Annotated in this window: 15 protein-coding genes and 1 pseudogene; 11 read left to right on the top strand and 5 right to left on the bottom strand. The window is 74.8% G+C overall.

The genetic code is table 11. From position 1 onward, the window contains the following. Positions 1–384 precede the first annotated feature (384 nt). From ACZ6Y7_RS35300 to ACZ6Y7_RS35290, 3 genes are all read left to right on the top strand, one after another. Positions 385–2,499 carry a GAF domain-containing SpoIIE family protein phosphatase gene (locus tag ACZ6Y7_RS35300; RefSeq protein ID WP_465762041.1) on the top strand — a complete coding sequence of 705 codons (2,115 nt, stop codon included), beginning with the start codon at positions 385–387 and terminating at the stop codon, positions 2,497–2,499. A gap of 239 nt (positions 2,500–2,738) precedes the next feature. After that, positions 2,739–5,333 (top strand): SpoIIE family protein phosphatase, encoded by a 2,595-nt coding sequence (locus ACZ6Y7_RS35295; RefSeq protein WP_465762043.1) that lies wholly within the window; start codon positions 2,739–2,741, stop codon positions 5,331–5,333. Between the two features lie 131 nt (positions 5,334–5,464). Beyond that, positions 5,465–5,998 (top strand): GrpB family protein, encoded by a 534-nt coding sequence (locus ACZ6Y7_RS35290; RefSeq protein ID WP_465762040.1) that lies wholly within the window; start codon positions 5,465–5,467, stop codon positions 5,996–5,998. A gap of 91 nt (positions 5,999–6,089) precedes the next feature. Here ACZ6Y7_RS35290 and ACZ6Y7_RS35285 read toward each other — a convergent pair whose 3' ends face one another. The 3 genes from ACZ6Y7_RS35285 to ACZ6Y7_RS35275 all read right to left on the bottom strand — a co-directional run bounded on the left by ACZ6Y7_RS35285 (position 6,090) and on the right by ACZ6Y7_RS35275 (position 9,863). Next, positions 6,090–7,814: an urease subunit alpha gene (locus tag ACZ6Y7_RS35285; protein WP_465762039.1), complete on the bottom strand. Its 1,725-nt coding sequence runs from the start codon at positions 7,812–7,814 to the stop codon at positions 6,090–6,092. Continuing rightward, positions 7,811–8,551, bottom strand: coding sequence for an urease subunit gamma (gene ureA / locus ACZ6Y7_RS35280; protein ID WP_465762038.1), 741 nt, complete (start codon positions 8,549–8,551; stop codon positions 7,811–7,813). Before ureA ends, ACZ6Y7_RS35285 begins: the two co-directional genes overlap by 4 nt. 124 nt (positions 8,552–8,675) lie before the next feature. Next, entirely contained in the window at positions 8,676–9,863 is a 1,188-nt protein-coding gene (locus ACZ6Y7_RS35275; RefSeq protein WP_465762037.1) for an agmatine deiminase family protein, read from the bottom strand. Between the two features lie 240 nt (positions 9,864–10,103). Between ACZ6Y7_RS35275 and tatA the strand changes: the two genes are divergently transcribed. After that, positions 10,104–10,382, top strand: coding sequence for a Sec-independent protein translocase subunit TatA (gene tatA / locus ACZ6Y7_RS35270; protein ID WP_465762036.1), 279 nt, complete (start codon positions 10,104–10,106; stop codon positions 10,380–10,382). Positions 10,383–10,506: 124 nt separating this feature from the next. Here tatA and ACZ6Y7_RS35265 read toward each other — a convergent pair whose 3' ends face one another. After that, positions 10,507–12,285 (bottom strand): serine/threonine-protein kinase, encoded by a 1,779-nt coding sequence (locus ACZ6Y7_RS35265; protein ID WP_465762035.1) that lies wholly within the window; start codon positions 12,283–12,285, stop codon positions 10,507–10,509. Between the two features lie 198 nt (positions 12,286–12,483). Further along, positions 12,484–13,050, bottom strand: a pseudogene (locus ACZ6Y7_RS35260) (TetR/AcrR family transcriptional regulator); the annotation flags it as partial. A 156-nt stretch (positions 13,051–13,206) separates the two neighbouring features. Between ACZ6Y7_RS35260 and ACZ6Y7_RS35255 the strand changes: the two are divergent. From ACZ6Y7_RS35255 to ACZ6Y7_RS35225, 7 genes are all read left to right on the top strand, one after another. Beyond that, on the top strand, positions 13,207–14,427 hold the full coding sequence (locus ACZ6Y7_RS35255; RefSeq protein WP_465762034.1) for an agmatine deiminase family protein: 1,221 nt from the start codon (positions 13,207–13,209) through the stop codon (positions 14,425–14,427). A 253-nt stretch (positions 14,428–14,680) separates the two neighbouring features. After that, on the top strand, positions 14,681–15,685 hold the full coding sequence (locus tag ACZ6Y7_RS35250; protein ID WP_465762033.1) for an agmatine deiminase family protein: 1,005 nt from the start codon (positions 14,681–14,683) through the stop codon (positions 15,683–15,685). A gap of 31 nt (positions 15,686–15,716) precedes the next feature. Next, positions 15,717–17,363 (top strand): ABC transporter substrate-binding protein, encoded by a 1,647-nt coding sequence (locus tag ACZ6Y7_RS35245; RefSeq protein WP_465762032.1) that lies wholly within the window; start codon positions 15,717–15,719, stop codon positions 17,361–17,363. Continuing rightward, positions 17,360–18,319: an ABC transporter permease gene (locus tag ACZ6Y7_RS35240; RefSeq protein WP_465762031.1), complete on the top strand. Its 960-nt coding sequence runs from the start codon at positions 17,360–17,362 to the stop codon at positions 18,317–18,319. The genes ACZ6Y7_RS35245 and ACZ6Y7_RS35240 overlap by 4 nt, the downstream gene beginning before the upstream one ends. Beyond that, entirely contained in the window at positions 18,316–19,170 is an 855-nt protein-coding gene (locus tag ACZ6Y7_RS35235; protein ID WP_465762030.1) for an ABC transporter permease, read from the top strand. Before ACZ6Y7_RS35240 ends, ACZ6Y7_RS35235 begins: the two co-directional genes overlap by 4 nt. A 29-nt stretch (positions 19,171–19,199) precedes the next feature. Then, on the top strand, positions 19,200–20,180 hold the full coding sequence (locus ACZ6Y7_RS35230; protein WP_465762029.1) for an ABC transporter ATP-binding protein: 981 nt from the start codon (positions 19,200–19,202) through the stop codon (positions 20,178–20,180). Continuing rightward, entirely contained in the window at positions 20,173–21,015 is an 843-nt protein-coding gene (locus ACZ6Y7_RS35225) for an ABC transporter ATP-binding protein (protein WP_465762028.1), read from the top strand. The genes ACZ6Y7_RS35230 and ACZ6Y7_RS35225 overlap by 8 nt, the downstream gene beginning before the upstream one ends. Positions 21,016–21,029 lie beyond the last annotated feature (14 nt).

The raw sequence follows: 21,029 nt of genomic DNA, 5'->3' as shown, positions 1-21,029 counted from the left end.
CTGCAGGGGGGACCCTGTGGGAGAGTAGGACGCCGCCGAACAATCATTCAGAAGAACCCCCGTCCGGGATCCGGACGGGGGTTCTTCGCATTCCCCGGCCTTTTCGAAACCGCGCGGAAGCCGCGATCCTGGGCAGCAGGCCGTGGACCGGCGCCGGCTGACGGGCTCCCGGCGGATCCCACGGAAGCCGGGTGGAGCCGAGCGGAGCCGACGGGACGTACCGAGCGGGCCGAGCCACTATGGAAGGGGCCTGCGGGCCCACTGGTCGGCTCGAATGGGGTGCTCGCGATGGGCGTGCCGTGGCATCGGGCGCCGGGGCCCGGACACGGGGCCGCCGAGCCCGTCGGGCCCGCCGGGGCCACGGCCGGTAGCGGCCTCGCCGAAGTGGCGGAGGTCCTGCGGTCGGCGCGTGTCCTGCTGGACGCGCACCTCGGCGGGCTTTACCTGCTCTCCGAGGACGGGCAACTGCTCGAACTGGCCGTGACGCTGGGAGCGGCCCGGCAGTTCACCAGGCCGTGGCAGCGGATCGGCATCACCGCTCCGGTGCCGGTGGCCGAGGCGGTGCGCAGCGGCGAGCCGGTCTGGGTGGGCGGCGCGGAGTCGATGGCGCGCCGGTACCCGAGGGTCGCGGTCGCCATGCCGTACGCGTTCTGCTTGGCGGCCGCTCCGCTGGTCGCGGGCGGGACCACGTACGGGGGCGTGTTCGTGCTCTGGCCGGCCGCGCATCCGCCCGAGCTGTCGCCCTGGGAGCGGAACCGGCTGGACGCGCTGAGGGAGGCCCTGGCCCGGGTCCTGGCGGAGGCGGAACGGTCCGGCCGTCCGGTGCGGGCCGGAGCGAGCCCCGAACCGGCGGAGGCCGCTCCGACCGCCCCCGTCCAGGCGATGGTGGCGCGCCTTCCGGAGGGCGTGTGCGACATCGACCTGGACGGCCGGCTGGCCGCGGTCACGCCGGCGGCGGCCGCGTTGCTGGGCGAGCCGGTCGAGCGGCTGCTGGGCCGGCGGCCCTGGGGAGTGGTGCCGTGGCTGCGGGATCCGGTGTACGAGTACCACTACCGGTCGGCGGTGATCAGCGGGCGCGCCAGTTCGTTCGTCGCGCTGCGGCCGCCGGACCGATGGCTGACGTTCGAGCTCTTCCCGGATCCCACCGGCCTGACAGCCCGGATCGTCCCCGCCGATCCCGTCGATCCCGCGGAGCCCACTGGCCCTACCGGTCCCGCGGGTGCCGCCCGTCCCGCCGGTTCGGCCGCCCCGGCCGGGCCCGCAGCGCCGTCCGAACGGGTGCACACGCGGCCCGGGGCGCTGTACCACCTCCTCCACCTGGCCGGTGCGCTGACCGAGGCCGTCACCGTGCAGGACGTGGTGAGCATGGTGTCCGAGCAGATCGTGCCGGCCTTCGGTGGCCAGGCCGTGGCAGTGCTGATGGCCGAAGGGGGCCGGCTGCGGATCGTGGGGCACCGCGGCTACCCGCCCGGGCTGGTCGACCGCTTCGACAGCACCCCGCTGACCGAGCCCACCCCCGGTGTGCAGGCGTCCACCAACCCGGTACCGGCGTACTTCGAGAACCGGGCCGAGCTGGAACGGGTCTACCCGGGCCGCCCGGAGACGCAGGACGGGATGGCCGCCTGGGCCTACCTGCCGCTGGTGACCTCCCGCCGGCTGATCGGCACCTGCGTGCTGGCCTTCGCCGAGCCGCACCACTTCGACCTGGAGGAACGGGCCGTCCTCACCTCGCTCGGCGGGCTGATCGCCCAGGCCCTGGACCGGGCCCGGCTGTACGACACCAAGCTGGGCCTGGCCCACGGTCTGCAGGAGAGCCTGCTGCCCCGGGCGCTGCCGGTGGTGCCGGGTCTGGAGGTCAGCGCCCGTTACCTGCCCTGCACCGAGGGCATGGACGTGGGAGGGGACTTCTACGACCTGATCCGGGTCGGGCCGGACAGCGTGGCCGTGGTGATCGGCGACGTCCAGGGCCACAACGTCCACGCCGCCGCGCTGATGGGCCAGGTGCGGACGGCCGTCCGGGCGTTCGCCGCGGCCGATGCCGACCCGAGTACGGTGCTGTGCCGCACCAACCGCCTGCTGAACGACCTGGACACGACGCTGCTGGCCAGTTGTGCCTACCTTCGGGTCGACCTGGCCCGCCACGAGGCCTGGCTGGCCGACGCCGGGCACCCCGTGCCGCTGCGGTACGGCCCGGACGGCCGGGCGGGCGCGCTGGATCCGCTCATCGGCCTGGTGCTGAACGTGGACCCGGCCGCCGACTACCCGCAGATCCGGGTCGACCTGCCGGTCGGCACCACACTGGCGCTGTACACCGACGGCCTGGTCGACACGCCCGGCGCGGACCCGGACCAGGCGCTGGCGGACCTCTGCGCCACGCTGGCCCGCCACGGCGACGAACCGCTGGACCGGCTGGCCGATGCCCTGGTCGACCAGGCGGGGCAGGGGCAGCACCGCACCGACGACGTCGCGCTGCTGCTGATCCGGACCGTCCCGCGCTGATCCGCTCCGTCCCGCCGTCCCGCAGCCCCGGCCGTCCCCGGCCGCCGCCCGGCCCGTCCGACGGTGAGCCGGGAGGCGCGGCGCACCATGGGTGTATGGCGAAAGACACGGGCCCCGACCCCGGGGCCCCGGGCGCGGCGGGTGGTCGTCGGGGACGGCACCGCGCACGCCCGGTCCCCGGGGATCCTTCGGTGCGGCGTCTGCGGTCGGTGCTGAACATCCGCAGCGTCGCCGGTCAGATGTTCCTCCTCCAGGTGCTGGTGGTGGTGCTGCTCGTGGTGGCGGCCGTCGTTGCGCTGCTGGTGGAGTCCCGCAGCGACCGGTTCGCGGCCGCCCGCGACCGTTCGCTGGCCGCGGCCGAGGCGTTCGCCCACAGCCCCGGCCTGGTGGCGACGATGCAGGGCCCCGACCCGAGCGCGGTGCTGCAGCCGTTGACCGAAGCGGCCCGCAAGGACGCCCAGGTCGACTTCATCGTGGTGACCGACCGCAACGGCATCCGGTTCACCCACCCCCAGCCGGAGCAGATCGGCAAGAAGTTCGTCGGCACCATCGGGCCGTCGCTGGAGGGCCGGGTCACCGTCGAGCAGGTGCACGGGCCGCTGGGCCTGGAGTACCAGGTGGTGGTGCCGGTGGAGGACGCCGGGGGCGGGGTCGTGGGCATCGTGTCGGCGGGGATGAAGGTCGCCAACGTGAGCAGCGCGATCGACCACCAGCTGCCGGTCGTGTTGGGGGCGGGTGCGGCCGCGCTGGGCCTGGCGACGGCCGGAACGGCGCTGGCGGGCCGGCGTCTCCTGCGGCAGACCCACGGGCTGGGGCCGGAGGAGATGACCAGGATGTACGAGCACCACGACGCGGTGCTGCACGCGGTGCGCGAGGGCGTGGCCATCGTCAGCGGGGACGGTCGGGTCCTGCTCGCCAACGACGAGGCGCGACGGCTCCTGGACCTGCCTCCCGACGCGGAGGGGCGGGCCGTCTCCGACCTCGGCCTCGATCCCCGGACGGCGGCGCTGCTGCGGTCCGACGGCGCGGTCACCGACGAGGTGCTCCCGGTGGGCGAGCGGCTGCTGGCCGTCAACCACCGGCCCACCGACACCGGGGGAGGACCGCCCGGCAGCGTCACCACCCTGCGCGACTCCACCGAACTGCGCGCCCTGGCGGGGAAGGCCGAGGTCGCCCGCGGCCGGCTCCGGCTGCTGTACGACGCGAGCCTGGCCATCGGCACCACCCTGGACGTCCGGCACACCGCCGAGGAGCTGGCCGCGACGGCCTCCCGGGAGTTCTGCGACTACGCCACCGTCGACCTCGCCGACGCCGTCCTGCTCGGCGAGGAACCGCCGACCCTGGCGGCCGGTGCCGAGGTGGAGCTGCGGCGGGTGGCGCTGGCCGGCCTCCGGGACGACTCGCCGCTGTACCCCCAGGGGACCTTCGTCCGGTGGGCGGGCAGCACCCCGCAGGCGGCGGGCTTCGTCAGCGGACGGCCCTCGCTGGTCCCGGAGCTGGCCACCGACGCCGGGTGGCGCGAGCAGGACGTCGAGCTGACCCAGGCGGTGCTGGAGTTCGGCCTGGCGTCGCTGATCGCCGTCCCGCTGACGGCGCGCGGCGTGCTGATGGGCGTCGCCTGCTTCTGGCGCGGCCGGGACCGCGACCCGTTCGACGAGGAGGACCTGACCCTGGCCGAGGAGCTCGCCGCCCGGGCCGCCGTGTCCGTGGACAACGCCCGCCGCTACACCCGCGAACACACCATGGCCGTCACCCTGCAGCACAGCCTGCTGCCGCGCGCACTGCCCGAGCAGAACGCCCTCGACGTCGCCCACCGCTACCTGCCCGCCCAGGCGGGGGTCGGCGGGGACTGGTTCGACGTCATCCCGCTGCCCGGCGCGCGGGTCGCGCTGGTCGTCGGCGACGTGGTCGGCCACGGCGTGCACGCGGCCGCCACCATGGGCCGCCTGCGCACCGCCGTGCAGAACTTCTCCACCTTGGACCTGCCGCCGGACGAGCTCCTCGGGCACCTGGACGACCTGGTCGCGCACCTGGACCAGGAGGCGGCCGACGCCGGCGGCGAGCCGACGGTCACCGGCGCCACCTGCCTCTACGCGATCTACGACCCCAGTACGGCGAGCTGTGCGCTGGCCCGGGCCGGACACCCGCCGCCGGCCCTCGTCCACCCGGACGGGACGGTGGAACTGCTCGGCCTGCCGGACGGGCCGCCGCTCGGCCTGGGCGGGATGCCCTTCGAAGCCGTGGAGCTGCGACTGCCGCCCGGCAGCACCCTGGTCCTCTACACGGACGGTCTGGTCGAGGACCGCACCCGGGACATCGGGGCCGGGCTGGACGTCCTCGCCACCGTGCTGGCGCGGCCCGGCCGGTCCCCCCAGGAGATCTGCGAGGCCGTGCTCGACGCCCTGCTGCCCGGCCGCCAGAGCGACGACATCGCCCTCCTCGTCGCCCGCACCCGGGTGCTGGAGGCCGACCGGATCGCCGAGTGGGAGGTGGCCTCGGCCCCGGAGGCGGTGGCCGAGGTCCGGGCCCGGGCCACCCGGAAGCTCGCCGAGTGGGGCCTGGACGAGGCCGCCTTCGTCACCGAACTGGTGCTCAGCGAGCTGGTGACCAATGCCATCCGGTACGCGGCCGAACCGATCAGGGTGCGACTGCTGTACGACCGCACGCTGATCTGCGAGGTCTCCGACGCCGCCGGCACCGCCCCGCACCTGCGCTACGCGGTCGCGGACGACGAGGGCGGCCGCGGCCTGTTCCTGGTGGCCCGGCTCACCGAGCGCTGGGGCGTGCGGTACACCGCCGAGGGAAAGATCATCTGGTCCGAGCAGTACCTGTGAGCCGTTCCTCCGCCGGTGCTCCCGCGCCTGACGTTCTCGCGCCCGAGGCCGTTCCCGCGCCCGACGCCGTACCCGCCCCGCAGGTCCGGGCAGCGGCCCCGGCCGGGTCGGTGGCCGGTATCGTCCCCGGCATGCCGAACAGTGCCCCGGAGCTCGACGAACCGATCCACCTCGTCCCGTACGACCCGGCCTGGGCCGACCAGGGCGGCGCCCTGGTGACGCGGCTCGCGGCCGGACTGCGGGAGCGTGCGCTCACGGCCGGAGTGGAGCACATCGGCTCGACGTCGGTGCCCGGTCTGGACGCCAAGCCGGTGCTCGACGTCCAGATCGGCTGCGCCGCCGCGGACACCGACGCGGTGGCCGGGTACGTCCGGGCCCTCGGCTTCGAGGATCTCGGCGAGGCCGGTGTTCCCGGCCGGCGCTACCTGCGGCGCAGGCGGCCGGAGCCCTCGGCGAACGTGCACGTGGTCGAGCTGGGCGGCCCGCTGTGGACCGACAACCTGCTGTTCCGCGACCACCTGCGGGCCCACCCGGCCGCCGCCGCCCGCTACGCGCGCGCCAAGCGCGACGCGGCCGGGGCCACCGGCCGGCTGCTCGCCTACTCGGCGCGCAAGGCGGCGACGGTGGCCGCGCTGATGGCGGACGCGCGCTCCGCCGCACGCTGAGCCGCCCGACCGCCGCGGTCGGCGGCCGCGGGTCGGCCGCCGCCTCCTCCGTCGCCCCGCCCGTGCCGGTGGGTGCGGGCGGGGGAGCGGCTCAGAGGAAGTAGAGCCGGTTCAGCGAGACCTCCTCGGCGGGGTCGGAGTGCAGCGGGGTGCCGTCGAGGGTGACCAGGCTCCGCTCGCCGTCGACGAGGATGTCGCCGAGGCGGGTGTTGCGGACCAGGTCGGCGGGCCCGATGCCGCGGGTGTGCCGGACGGCGACCCGGCGGCGGCGGGTGGTCATGCTGTCGTAGGGGCGGGCGTGGGTGCCGGCTTCGGCGGCGGCGCGGCTGGTGAAGGCCACGGAGAGGTCCGCCGGGGTCGCGCCGTGGGCGCCGAACAGGGGCCCCAGGACCAGGGGTTGGCAGGTCTCGGTGGCGGCGTTCGGGTCGCCGACCACACCGTACGCGGGGAATCCGGCCTTGAGGACGAGCTGCGGCTTGGCGCCGAAGGAGGCGGGCTGCCAGAGCACGACGTCGGCGAGCTTGCCGACCTCGATCGAGCCGACCTCGTGGATGAGGCCGTGCGCGATGGCCGGGTTGACGGTCAGCTTGGCGATGTAGCGCAGCACCCGCTGGTTGTCGTCGTCCGGGCCGTCGCCCTCCATCGGGCCCCGTTCGGCCTTCATCTTGCCGGCCATGGCGAAGGTGCGGCGCACGGTCTCGCCGGCCCGGCCCATGCCCTGGGCGTCGGAGGAGGTGATGCCGATCGCGCCGAGGTCGTGCAGCACGTCCTCCGCGCCCATGGTGCCGGCCCGGATGCGGTCGCGGGCCATCGCGGCGTCGCCGGGCAGGTCGGTCTTGAGGCCGTGGACGGAGACGATCATGCCGTAGTGCTCGGCGACCGCGTCCCGGCCGAACGGCAGGGTGGGATTGGTGGAGGAGCCGATGACGTTCGGCACGCCCGCCATCTTCAGCACGTCGGGGACGTGTCCGCCGCCGCAGCCCTCGATGTGGAAGGCGTGGATGGTCCGGCCCTCCAGCACCCTCAGGGTGTCCTCGACGGACAGGCACTCGTTCAACCCGTCGGTGTGCAGGGCCACTTGGACGTCATGGACCTCGGCCACGGACAGTGCGGTGTCCAGCGCGCGGGTGTGCGCGCCCATGTCCTCGTGCACCTTGAAGCCGCAGGCGCCGCCCTCGGCCAGCGCCTCCACCAGCGGGGCCGGGTGGGAGGACGAACCGCGGCCCAGGAAGCCGATGTTGACGGGCCAGGCGTCGAAGGCGTTGAACGCGTGCCGCAGGGCCCAGGGCGAGTTGACGCCGACGCCCCAGGCCGGGCCGAACTCCTGCCCGATGATCGTGGTGACGCCGGAGGCCAGCGAGGCCTCCATGATCCGCGGGGACATCAGGTGCACATGGGTGTCGATGGCGCCGGCGGTGGCGATCAGCCCCTCGCCGGAGACGATCGCCGTCCCGGTGCCGACCACGACCTCCACGCCGTCCAGGGTGTCCCGGTTGCCGGCCCGGCCGATCGAGGCGATCCGGCCCTCCCGGATGCCGATCGAGGTCTTGCGGATGCCCTGCACCGCGTCGATCACCAGCACGTTGCTGATCACCAGGTCGCAGGTGTCACGGACGGCCGCGGCCTTCAGGTGCAGGCCGTCGCGGGCGGTCTTGCCGAAGCCGACCAGGAACTCGTCCCCCGGCTGCTGCGAGTCGGACTCGACGCGGACGACCAGTCCGCTGTCGCCGAGCCGGACCCGGTCCCCGGCGCGCGGGCCGTGGACGGCCGTGTACTCGGCGGCCTCGAAGCCGGACGCCCCGGTGCTGCTGCTCACGGCTGGTTCTCCCGTCGTTCGTCGGCGGCCGCCCCCGGCCGGCCGCCCTGGTCGGCCGGAGCCCCGAGGTAGCCCTGCTCGGCCGCCCGGCGCAGCGCCTCGCGCCGCACCCGGGGCGCGTCCAGGGGGCCGTCCACGAGCCCCGCGAAGCCGATCGCGACCCGCTCGCCGCCGATCGGCACCAGGCCGACCTCGACGGTGGCGCCCGGGTCGAAGCGCACCGAGGAGCCGGCCGGCACGGCCAGGTGCATCCCGTACGCGGCGGCGCGGTCGAAGGCCAGGCGCGGGTTGGCCTCGAAGAAGTGGAAGTGCGAGGTGACCGAGACCGGGACGTCGGCGGTGTTGCGCACGGTCACCGCGCGCACCACCGCCCGCCCGGGTTCGGCGGGGCGGTCGAGGAGGACGGCGCCGGGTGCGGCCGGGCCGAGGCCACCACCCCCGAACGGGGCGGCGATGACGGCGAGTCGGGTGCCGTCCTCGAAGACCGCCTCCACGTGGATCTCGGTGACCAGGTCCGGCACCCCGGGCAGCACGTCGTCGGGCGTGAGGGCGGCCCGGCCGCGGGCGACGGCCTCGGTGAGCCGGAGGCCGTCGCGGGCGGCCTCGCAGACGGTGTCCGAGATGACCGCGATCGCCTCGGGGACGTTGAGCCGCAGGCCGCGGGCGCGGCGGGCGCGGGCGAGCTCGGCTGCGGTGAAGATCAGCAGCCGGTCGCGTTCGGTGGGGGTCAGCTGCACGGGGGTCCCTTCTCCCTCGGTGCGGTGCGGTGCGGTGCGGTCGGCGGGGCGCGGGCGGCGGTGGCGACGCGGCGTGGTGCGGCGACGCGGTGTGCTGCGGCGCGGCGGGTGCGGTCGTGCCCGCTCAGCCGGCCGGCTGGTCGTGGGTGGAGCAGTGGATGCCCCCGCCGCCGGAGGCGATGGTGTCGATCTGCAGGGGGACGATCTCGCGGCCCGGGAACTGCTCCCGGAAGACCTCCTGCGCGTGCCCGTCGGCCCGGTCGTCGCCGAACTTGGGCAGGTAGACGGCCTTGTTGCCGATGGAGAAGTTCATGTACGAGGAAACGAAGGCGTCGCCGCGGCCGGTGATCCGGTCCGGGTCCGGCTGACCGATCTCGATGACCTTGAGCCGCTTGCCGGCCGCATCGGTGGCCTCGGCGAGGACGGCGCGGGCCTGGTCGGCCGAGCGGGACCAGACATCGGGCGGGGTGCCGGGGAAGGCCCGGTCCAGGAGGACCACGCCGGGGGCGGCGAAGCGGGCCAGGCAGTCGACGTGGGCGTCGGTGATGTCCTTGCCCTTGACGCCCGCGAGCCAGATCACCTTGGTGAGGCCCAGCACCCGCTTGAGTTCCGCCTCGATCTCGTCGCGGGTGCGGCCCGGGTTGCGGTTGTCGTTGACGACGGAGCTCTCGGTGACCAGCAGGGTGCCCTGGCCGTCGGTCTCGAAGGAGCCGCCCTCGGCGGTGATCGGGGTCTCGATCCGCTCGATCCCGTACTTCTCCAGGACGGTGCGGGCGATCCGGGCGTCGTCGCCGTGCTCCTGCTTGCCGCCCCAGCCGCTGAAGTTGAAGTCGACGCCCTTGACCGTGCCGTTCTCCTCCACGAAGACCGGCACGGTGTCGCGGGCCCAGAGGTCGTTCACCGGGACGGAGAGCAGTTCGACGTCCGAGCCGCAGGCGTTGCGCGCCGAGGCCTCCTGGCCGGGGCGCACCAGCATGACCAGCGGCTCGCGCTCCCCGATCGCCCGGGCCACCGCGGCGATGTCCCGGCGGACGCCCCCGAGTTGCTCGCCCCAGACGTGCTCGGAGGCGGGCCAGGCCATGAAGGTCCGCTCGTGCTTCTCCCACTCGCCGCCGAGCCGCCGGCCGCGCACGGGGGTGCCGCCGGGTGCCGGGGCGGGGGCGTCGCCGGCCGGCCCGCCCGGCGCCGGGGAGCCGGGGTCGGCCGGGTCGTCGCCGCCGTTGGCCGCGCAGGCGGTCGCGCCGAGGGCGAGCAGGCCGGCGCCGGCCAGGGAACGCAGCACCGTCCGGCGGGCGGGGAGGGCGTGGGGCACAGTGAACTCCGGTGGGGCTGAGGGCGGTTCGGTCCGGCGCGCGGAGCGGGGAGCCGCGATCGGGGCGCGCGGCGCCGGTCGGCGGCGGGCAGGGGCCCCGAGAGCGCCGGAACTGAACTGTCGCATTGACTGAAAAATCAGTCAAGCTCTACGGTGAACCCACCCACACCACCCCGAGACGACCCGGGCCGCCGAGCGGACGGCCCCGGTCATGACGACGAAAGGCCGGGTGAGGCGGCGATGCTGCGCAATGGTCTGGAGCCCTGGCACCTGCTGGTGATGGTGGCCGTGCTGGTGCTGCTGTTCGGCTCCGAGCAGTTGCCCGAGATGGCGCGCGGACTGGGTAGGTCGATGCGCATCCTGAAGGCCGAGACGGCCGCGATGCGGAAGGCGGACGCGCCCGCCGCCGGCCAGGGCGAGCAGGCGGGGACGGCGGGTGAGCCCGGCGGGCCGGCCGCGCCCGGCGGGGCGATGGCCGCCGTCGGGCCGGCCGAACCCGCGAAGCGCTGGGGCCTGTGAAGCCGGCCGAACCCGCGAAGCGGTGGGGCCCGTGAAGCCGGCCGACCCGGTGAGGCGGCCGGTCCGACCGCCGGAGCCCGTGAGAGCCGTCGTTCCCCGCACCTGGTGCCGGGAACGACGGCTCTCAGCCGTTGCGGCGGTAGCGGTCCACGGACACCCGGACCGGCCCGTCCGCGCCCGCCGTCGACAGCACCCGGACGACGGCCAGGTCCCGGCCGTCCGCAGACCGGACGCAGAAGGCGCCGTGCGCTCCGACGGAGGCGAACGGGATCCGCCCGGCCGGGCGACCGCCCAGCCCCTTGACGCACTCGGCGACGCCCAGCCCGGCGTCCCGGCCGATGAAGGTGTCGGCGGTGTCCGGGACGAGGAACTCGTCCTCGCCGCGGGCGACGTACCAGGCGGCGCTGTCGGTCGGGGCCACCGTGCCGGTGGTGAGGTCGAACTCGTAGCCGGAGTCCGCCGAGGTCAGCTCGACGGCGCGGTAGACGGGGGTGTACTCGGCGGCCGGTCCGGGCGGTGTCGCGGCGGGCGGCGTGGCGGAGGCCGACGAGCCCGGGGTCGAGCGGGCGGGCGTCGGCGGTCCGGCCGGGGCGGTCGGGCCGCCCGGCACGGCGGCGGCGGACACCGGGGCGTCGGCGGTCGCGGCGTCCGCCGGCTCCTCGTCGTCGAGCAGGAAGGCCGCCGCCGCGGCGCCGACGGCCAGGGCGACGGCGGCGGTCAGCACCGTCCGCCCGAGGGAGCGGCGACGGCCGTCGGCCCGCCGGGCGCCGTCGCGCGGGGCCGTCCGGGCGGTGGTCGGCACGGCGGCGGGGACAGCCGGGGGTGCGGGCGCGGGGACGGGAGCGAGGACGGTGGGCGCCGGTGCGGCGGGGGCGAGGGCCGTCCGGGCCGAGGCCCAGCCGGGCTCGGCCGCCTGACCGTCACCACCGCCGCTGGTGCTGCTCCCGCCGCCGCTCCCGGCGGCCTCGGCGGGCACCTGCGGCAGCGCGGTGTGCCGGGTGATCTGGCTGGTCAGCGGGTGCGGAAGCCAGTCCTCACCGAACCGCAGGTGCCCGCCGACGGCCGGGTGGTCGCGGGCGGCGGCGATCACCTCGGCGGTGGTCGGGCGGTCCTCGGGCCGCTTGGCGAGGCAAGCCAGCAGCAGCGGGTGCAGGCCCGGCGGAACCCGGTCGAGGTCGGGGGCCTCGTGGACGGTCCGGTAGAGCGTGGCCGGGTCCGGTCCGTCCCCGAAGGGCGGGGCGCCGCCGGCCACGTGGACGGCGAGGGCGCCCAGGGCGTAGACGTCGGTGGCCGGGGTCGCGGGGCGGCCGGTGGCCTGCTCGGGCGCCATGTAGGAGGGCGAGCCGATGCGCAGGCCGGTGCCGGTGAGCGCGGCGGCGTCGGCGGCCCGGGCGATGCCGAAGTCGATCACCCGCGGGCCGTCGGAGGCGATCAGCACGTTCCCCGGTTTGAGGTCGCGGTGCACCACGCCGCTGGCGTGGATCGCCTGCAGCGCCTCGGCGATGCCGGCCATCAGCAGCAGGACGGTCCGCTCGGGGAGCGGGCCGAAGGCCCGTACCACCTGCTGCAGGGACGGGCCCGGTACGTAGGTGGTGGCCAGCCACGGGGTGGCGGCGTCCACGCCCGCGTCGACGACCTGGGCGGTGAACAGCCCGTGGATGCGCCGGGCGCTGGCCACCTCCTGGGCGAAGCGGGCCCGGAACTCCGGGTCCTCGGCCAGCTCGGGCCGCACCACCTTGAGCGCGACCGGGCGCCCGCCCGGGGTGTACGAGAGGTAGACCCGGCCCATGCCGCCGGCGCCGAGCCGCGCGTACAGCCGGTGGCCGCCGACCTCGCGCGGGTCGTCCGGGGTGAGCTCCTGGAAGACCGGCCGGAGGGCGAAGGGGGATCGGTCAGCGGACATGCGGGCTGCCTCTCGACGGACAGGGAGGGTGCGGCGCCGGCCCGGACGGCGGGGGCGGCGCGGATGGTGCGGCAGAGTTTAGAGGTTCCATCAGGATCGGCCGAATCCACCCCCGCTCGTGCGGCCGCCCGGTTCGGCGCGGTCCGGTTCGGCGCGGTCCGGTTCGGCGCGGTCCAGCTCGGCGCGGTCCGGTTCGGCGCGGTCCAGCTCGGCCGCGATCGCCCCGCGCAGCAGCCGGCGGGCGTGCTCGGCCGGCAGGGAACCGCTGAGCCAGCGCACGCTCAGGCCCTCGACGAGGGCGGTCAGCCGCTCTGCGGCGGCCGCGTGCGCCGGGGCGGTGCCGCCCGGATCGGCCCGGGCGAGCAGTTCGGCGATGTCGTGCACCCAGGTGTGGGTGGTCCGCGCCAGGTCCGCGCGCAGCTCCGGGTCGAAGACCGCGGTGGCCCTCAACTCGCCCCAGGCAGTGCTGTTCTCCCGTACGTCCTCGGTGTCCTGGAGCTCCAGGAGCAGCACCTGTTCGAGATCGGCTCGGGGGTCCTCGGTCCGGGGCGCCGGGTCCGGCTCGGCCGTGTAGTGGTCGGCGCGGTCGCTGATGAAGTCGAGGGTCCGGCGCAGCAGGCCGGCCCGGTCGGTGAAGTGGTAGTAGATCAGCGAGGTGGACACCCCGGCCTCGGCGGCCAGTTCCCCCACGCGCAGTCCGCGGACGCCCCGGCGGGCGATCACGCGGGTGGCGGCCTTGAGTATTTCCGTCCGGCGATCCGACATGGGCGCCCACTCTAGGTGCTTCGTGGCCGGTCAAGCCAGCGTCCTGATGATCGTTTCAGAGGTTTCGAGGAGTCTTGCCCCGAAAGCTTGACTGAATTTTCAGTACGGTGAAGGATGCGGGGCAACCCCCACCTCCCACCTCATCCAGGGAGCGCCATGCACACCCCCACGCCCTCACGACGCGCTCTGCTCCGGCTGGGCGCCGCCGCCGTCCCCCTGATCGCCCTGGGCGCCGCCGTCCCGGCCGCCGCCCGGGCCGCGACCGCCGGGAACACGCCCGGGAACACGTCCGAGAGCACCGCGGAGAACACCGCCGCCCCCGCCGTCGGCGCCACCGCGCGGCTGCGGATGCCCGCCGAGAGCGACCGGCACGACCGCACCTTCATGGCCTGGCCGGCCCTGTCCTCGATCTGGCGGACCCAACTGTCCGCGGTGCGGGACGACGTCGCCACCATCGCGTACGAGATCTCCCGCTACGAGCCGGTGGTCGTGCTCGCGCGCCCCGGACAGGCGGCCGACGCCCGCTACTCCTGCGGCGCCGGCGCCTCCTACCCGATCACCGTGGTCGAGATCTCCAACGACGACCTGTGGATCCGGGACTTCGGTCCGACCTTCCTGGTCGGGCCCGGAGCCATCGCCGGCGTCGACACCAACTTCAACGGCTGGGGCAAGGCCGGCACCCCCTACTACCAGCGCTACACCGAGGACGCCGCGGTCGCGGCCGCGCTCCTCGCCCGGTACGGCGTCGACCGCGTCCGGGCTCCCTTCGTCGGCGAGGGCGGCGCCCTGGAGACGGACGGCCAGGGCACGCTGCTGGCCACCGTCAGCTCGCTGGTGAACCCGAACCGCAACCCGGGGATGTCGCAGGACCAGGTCGAGCAGGCGCTGAAGACGACGCTCGGGATGGACAAGGTGATCTGGCTGGCCGGTCTGGCGGGCCAGGACATCACCGACGACCACATCGACTGCCTGGCGCGCTTCACCGCACCCGGGCGGGTCATCCTCGACCAGCCGGGCCCCGGCACCGCCCAGGTCTGGATCGACGTCTACGCGCAGGCCAAGCAGGTCCTGCTGAGCGCCACCGACGCGCAGGGCCGCCCGCTGACCGTGGTGGAGCTGCCCGGGCCCGACCGGGCGCGGATCCGCGGCCGCGGCAACGACTTCCTCTCCAGCTACACCAACTTCTACGTCGCCAACGGCGCGGTCTTCGTGCCCCAGTTCGGCGACGCGTACGCCGACGGGCTGGCCTCCGCGATCCTCCGGGCCGAGTTTCCCGGCCGCGACGTCGTCCAGCTGAACATCGATGCCATCGCCTCCGGCGGTGGCGGCATCCACTGCGCCATCCAGTCCCAGCCGGCCGTCCCGCCGGCGTTCTGAGACCCCCTGGCGTCCCGTCCGGATCCCCACGGAGGCGGGCCGCCAGGGCTGCCGCTCCACCACCCTCCCTCACCCTCCTTCCCGACCGGGCCGGTGCGCCGACGGCCGAACGCCCCCGGCGCCCCGAGCGCCCGAGCGACCGCCCCGAGCGACCCGCCCCGAGCGACTCACCCCGAGCGACTCACCCCGCACGCCCGAGCGTCAGGCCCCGAGCGCACCGGCCCGGTCGGGCCCCGAGCAGAAGAGGTTTCCCGTGACGTACCGCATGCCCGCCGAGTGGACCGCGCACGACGGCTGCCTGATGGCCTGGCCCGTCCGCCCCGACCTGTGGGGCGACACCCTGGACGAGGCGCAGCGCGAGTACGCGGCCGTCGCCCGCGCCATCGCCGCGTTCGAGCCGGTCACCATGGTGGCGCCGCCCGGCCACGGCGAGGAGGCGGGCGCCCGCTGCGGCGGCGGGGTCAGCGTGATCGAACTCCCCACCGACGACTCGTGGTTCCGCGACTCCGCGCCGATCTTCGTCCTCGACCCGGAGGGCCGCCGGGCCGGCGTCGACTTCCGCTTCAACGCCTGGGGCGGCAAGCACCACCCCTGGGACGCCGACGACCGGATCAGCGGCCTGCTGCTGGAGCACCTCGGCACCCCGGCGATCCGCTCCGAGATGATCCTGGAGGGCGGCGCGATCACCGTCGACGGCGAGGGCACGCTGATCACCACCGAGCAGTGCCTGCTGCACCCCAACCGCAACCCGGGGATGACCCGGGAGGAGATCGAGGAGGAGCTGAAGGCGCGCCTCGGCGTCACCAAGGTGATCTGGCTGCCGTACGGCGGCGCGCTGGACACCGAGACCGACGGCCACGTGGACGGCGTCTGCGCCTTCGTCGCCCCCGGCAAGGTCGTGGTGCAGCTCCCGGCCGACCCCGAGCACCCGGACTACGTGCGGATGCGGGCCAACCGCGCCGTGCTGGAGCACTCCACCGACGCCCAGGGCCGGCCCTTCGAGATCGTCGACCTGCCGCAGGCCGCCTTCGTCGAGGTGGACGGCCGCGAGGTCGAGGTGGGGTACCTGAACTTCTACCTGGCCAACGGCGGGGTGGTCGTGCCGGTCGCCGACGACCCCGAGGACGAGGGCGCGCTGGCGGTGCTCGCCGCCGCCTGCCCGGACCGCAAGGTCGTCGGCGTCCGGGCCCGGGTGATCGCCTACGGCGGCGGCGGCGTCCACTGCATCACCCAGCAGATCCCGGCCGCCCGCGCCTGACCCCCACGCCAGCGAACGGAGAACACCCCGCATGACTCCCACCACGCCCGCGAGACGCCGCACGCCCCGGCGGCTCGTCCTCGCCACCGCCCTGCTCTCGGCCGCCGCCCTGGTCGCCGCCTGCTCCGGCCCGCCGCACACCGGCGCCGATCGGTCGGCGGTCACGCTGTCCGCCGACACCCCGCCCGCCAAGGGCGAGTTGGACTCCTTCACCTGGGCCACCTACGCCGAGCCGCCCACCCTCGACTACCTCCAGGCCTTCGACTACCCGCAGAACACCGTCCTGTCGAACGTCTGCGAGAGCCTGATGCGCTGGACCCCCCAGCTCACCCTGGCACCCGGACTGGCCGAGAAGGCCGCCAACCCCGACCCCACCACCTGGGTCTACGACCTGCGCTCCGGCGTGCACTTCCACGACGGCACGGTGATGACCGCCGACGACGTCGTGTACAGCCTCGGCCGGCAGATGAACCCGGACAACGCGGCGGCCTGGAACCAGGTGTTCCAGAACGTCGACTCCGTCGCCAGGACCGGCCCGCTGCAGGTCACCGTCAGGCTCAAGCAGCCGGACTCCCAGTTCCCGCAGTACATGGCGACGGCGGCCGGTGTCGTCGCCGCCAAGGCCGGGGTGGAGGCCGCCGGCAAGGACTACGGCACCGGCGGCGGCCTCGACTGCACGGGCCCCTTCAAGCTCGGCGCCTGGGCCAAGGGCCAGTCGCTCGAACTGCAGCGCTTCGACGACTACTGGGGCACCAGGGCCAAGTCGAAGAAGGTCGTCTTCCGCTTCCTCACCGACTCCTCCGCCCGCACCAACGCGATGCTCACCGGCGACGTCGACGGCGGCTACCTGATCCCCACCGAGAGCTACGACCGGCTGAGGAAGGACGGCCCCGGCACGCTCTACTTCGGCGAGGGCCTGAGCACCGTCAACGTCAACGTCACCACTCTGCAGGGCCCGCTCGGCGACCTGCGGGTGCGGCAGGCCCTCTCGCTGGCCCTGGACCGCTCCGGCTTCGCCCGCACCGGCCTCGCCAACGCCGGCACCGTCACCGGCTCCCTCACCACCAGGGCCGCCTGGGCGAGCGCCCCCGAGGACGTCCGCAGGACCGCCTTCGAGGGCCTCACCCAGACGGCGCAGGACATCGACAGGGCCAAGGCCCTGGTCCAGGAGGCCGGCGCGAGCGGCAGGACGCTCGTCATGGCCACCAGCACCATCGGCCAGGACGTCTCCCTGCTCGCCACCGCCGTCCAGGCCGCCGGGACGAGGATCGGGCTGGACATCCGGCTGAAGACGATCGCCCCGAACGCCTTCACCGCGCTGTTCACCGACCCCAAGGCGCGCGAAGGCATCGACATGTTCCCGGAGACGTACTACGACTCCATCACCGACCCGCTCGACCTGCTCGTCAACTTCAGGACCGGCGCCTACCAGAACTTCGCCGGCTACAGCGACAAGGCCTACGACGACCTCGTCGACCGGGCCACCGCCGAGTACGACCCGGCCAAGCGCGCCGCGATCGAGGCCGAGCTCCAGCAGACCGCCTCCCGGCAGCTGCTGTGGATCCCGGTCGCCGAGTGGCCCACCGCCGTCTTCCTCAACAAGCGCATCACCGGTGCCCCGACCACGATCTCGTACCTGTACTACCCGTGGGCCGCCGACGTGGGGGCCGCCCGGTGAACTTCCTGAGATTCGCCGCCCGGCGACTCGCGGAGATGGCCGCCACCCTGCTCGGCGCGTCCTTCGTGGTCTTCGGGGCGATGTACCTCGCGCCGGGCAGCCCGGCGAGCTTCCTCCTGTCGGGCCGGTCGGCCTCGCCGGCCGCCCTGCAGGCGATCAACGAGCAGTACCACCTCGACGACCCGTTCCTGGTGCGGTACTTCCGCTGGCTCGGCCAGGTGCTGCAGGGCGACTTCGGCCGCTCCCTCACCTACCGCACCGACGTCTCCGCCCTGCTCGCCGACCGGCTGCCCGCCACCCTGACGCTGGTGGCCATGGCGCTGCTGGTGGTCGTCCTCGTCGGCCTGGCGCTCGGCTGGATCGGCGCGGTGCGCGGCGGCGCGACCGACTCGGCGATCCTGCTGTCCACCACCGTCGCGGTCGGCACCCCCTCCTTCGTCGCGGCCGTCCTGCTGCAGGGCCTGTTCGCCGTCAAGCTGGGCTGGTTCCCCACCAGCGGCACCGGCGACGGCCCCTTCGACCTGCTGTGGCACCTCACCCTGCCGGCGATCGCCCTCGCGCTGTACCTGATCGGGATGCTCGCCCGGGTCACCCGCTCGGCGATGCTGGACGCCCTGGAGGGCGAGCACGTCACCGTCGCCCGCAGCCGCGGCGTGCCGGAGCGGGAGGTGATCCGCCGGCACGTGTTCCGCAACTCGCTGGGCACGGTGCTGACCACCGGCGGCCTGATCGTCTCCACCCTGCTGGTCTGCACCATCCTGGTGGAGTCGGCGTTCAGCATCGGCGGCATCGGCCAGCTCCTCGAACTGTCCACCACCACCAAGGACTTCCCGACCGTCCAGGCCATCTCGCTGCTCATCGTCGCCCTGTTCATGACCGTGAACCTGGTCGTCGACCTGCTCCACCCGCTGGTCGACCCCCGGATCGCCCTGGGCTCCGGGAAGGCGGCGGCATGAGCACCGTCCTCACCCGCCGGCCCGGCCTCTCCCGCCTGACCGGCACCCGCGCCCCGCTGCACCTGGCCTGCCGGGGCTTCGTCGCCCTGGTAGTGCTCGCCGCGCTGCTCGCGCCCTGGCTCGCCCCGGCCGACCCGAACGCCGTCGACCTCGGCAACGCCCTCGCCGGGCCGTCCGCCGACCACCTGCTCGGCGTCGACACGGCCGGCCGCGACACCCTCGCCCGGCTGCTGCTCGGCGCCCGCACCTCCCTGCTCGGCCCGCTCGGCGTGGTCGCCTTCTCCACCGTCGCGGGCGTCCTGATCGGCCTCGCCGCCGGCTGGCGCGGCGGCTGGCTCGACTCCGTCCTCTCCCGCAGCACCGAACTGGTCTTCGCCTTCCCCGGCATGCTGCTCGCCATCCTGATCGTCTCGGTGTACGGGGAGGGCCTGCTCGCCCCCGTCACCGCCCTCGCGATCGCCTACCTGCCGTACGTCTCGCGGCTGACCCGCTCCCTGGTGCTCGCCGAACGCGAACGCCCGTACGTCTCCGCGTACCGGGTCCAGGGGCACTCCGCCGGGCAGATCTGCCTGCGGCACGTCCTGCCCAACATCGCCCCGATCGTCCTCGCCCAGTCCACCATCAACTTCGGATACGCCCTGATGGACCTCGCCGGCCTGTCCTTCCTCGGCCTCGGCGTCCCCGCGCTCACCCCCGACTGGGGGCGGATGGTCTTCGACGGCCAGACCGCGATCCAGCACGGCTACCCGCTCTCCGCGATCCTGCCCTGCGTCCTGATCGTGCTCACCGTCGTCGCCTTCAACGTCGTCGGCGAGCGCTGGGCCGACCGCGTCGCCCGGAGGACCCCGTGAAGCGCGACCGCGGACCCGGGGACCACCCCGTGATCCGGAGCAGCCACGAACCGGAGCAGCGTGTGAACGCCCTCGACATCCGGGGCCTGCGGCTCCGCCTGCCCGGCACCGCCCGGCCCGTCCTCGACGGGGTCGACCTCACCGTGGGGGCCGGCGAGACCGTCGCCCTGGTCGGCGAGTCCGGCTCCGGCAAGAGCCTCACCTCGCGCAGCGCCCTCGGCCTGCTGCCGCCCGGCGCCACCACCGGGGGCAGCGTCCTGGTCGACGGGGACGACGTCCTCGCCATGGACCCCGCCCGGCTGCGCGCCCTGCGCACCGGCCGGGCCGCGATGATCTTCCAGGACCCCCGCGCCGCCATCAACCCGCTGCGCCGCGTCGGCGACTTCCTCACCGAGGGCGTGCGCCTCGGCGGCCTGCTGGGCCCGGCCGACGCCGAGCGGCGCGCGGTCGAACTCCTGGACGCCGTCGGCCTCGGCCCGGACCTGCTGCGCCAGTACCCCGGCCGGCTGTCCGGCGGCATGCTCCAGCGGGTGATGATCGCCGCCGCGCTGATGGGAGACCCGGTGCTGCTGCTCGCCGACGAGCCCACCACCGCGCTCGACGTCACCAGCCAGGCCGAGGTCATCGCGCTGCTCGGCCGGCTGCGCCGACGCTTCGGCACCGGCCTGCTGTTCGTCACCCACGACCTCGGCCTGGCCGCCGCCATCAGCGACCGCGTCCACGTGATGTACGCCGGACGGATCGTCGAGAGCGGCACCGCCGAAGCGCTCTTCGAACGGCCCCGCCACCCCTACACGGCGGCCCTGCTGGCCGCCACCCCCGGGCTGGACGCCCGGCCCGGCCGGCTCGCCGCCATCGACGGCCAACCACCGGACCTGCGGCGGGAGCTGACCGGCTGCGCGTTCGCCGCCCGGTGCCGGTACGCGACCGGGCTGTGCCGCGAGCAGACCCCGCAGGCGCACCCGGTCGCCTGCCACCACCCGCTCGAAGGGAGCCCCGGCGATGCCTGAAACCGTCCTGGAGGTCGCCGGGCTGTGCCGGACCTTCGGCGCCGTACGGGCGGTGGAGGACGTCTCCTTCACCCTCCCCGCCGGCGGATCGCTCGGCGTCGTCGGCGAGTCCGGCTCCGGCAAGACCACCACCGCCCGGATCGTCGTCGGCCTCGAACAGGCCGATGCGGGCCGGGTGCTGGTCTGCGGCCGGGCCCGGAGCGGGCCGCCCCGGGGCAGGGCCGAACGACTGGCCCGCGCCCGCGAGGTGCAGATGGTCTTCCAGGACCCGTACCTCTCGCTCGACCCGCGCACCAGCGTGGAAGCCGTCCTGCGGGAGACCCTGCGGCTGCACTTCCCCGGCACCGACCACCCGGCCCGGATCAGGGAACTCCTCGACCAGGTCGGCCTCGGCACCAGGGCGGCCGACGCCCTGCCCCGGCAGCTTTCCGGCGGACAGCGCCAACGCGTCGCCATCGCCCGGGCGCTGGCCGTCCGGCCGGCCGTCCTGGTGCTGGACGAGGCGGTCGCCGCCCTGGACGTCTCGGTGCAGGCACAGGTCCTCAACCTGCTCGCCGACATCCGCGAACAGACCGGCGTGGGCTACCTGTTCATCACCCATGACCTGGGCGTCGTGCGCTGCGTCACCGACGAGGTCGTCGTGATGCGCCACGGACGGATCGTCGAATCCGGCCCCACCGCCCAGGTCCTGGACTCCCCGCAGCACGCCTACACCCGGCTGCTGCTGGAGTCCGTCCCCCGGCCCGGCTGGGATCCCGACCGGATCGCCGCCGCGCGCCGCGCCCTGGGAGACGGCTCCGGCGGGGTGACCCCCGCGGTGGGACTCCGGCGGTGAGACGGCCCCGGGTC

The organism is Kitasatospora sp. NPDC053308 (genome assembly GCF_055585785.1).
The sequence above is the reverse complement of the archived record's forward strand: the minus strand, read 5'-3'. Positions and strand labels throughout refer to the sequence as shown.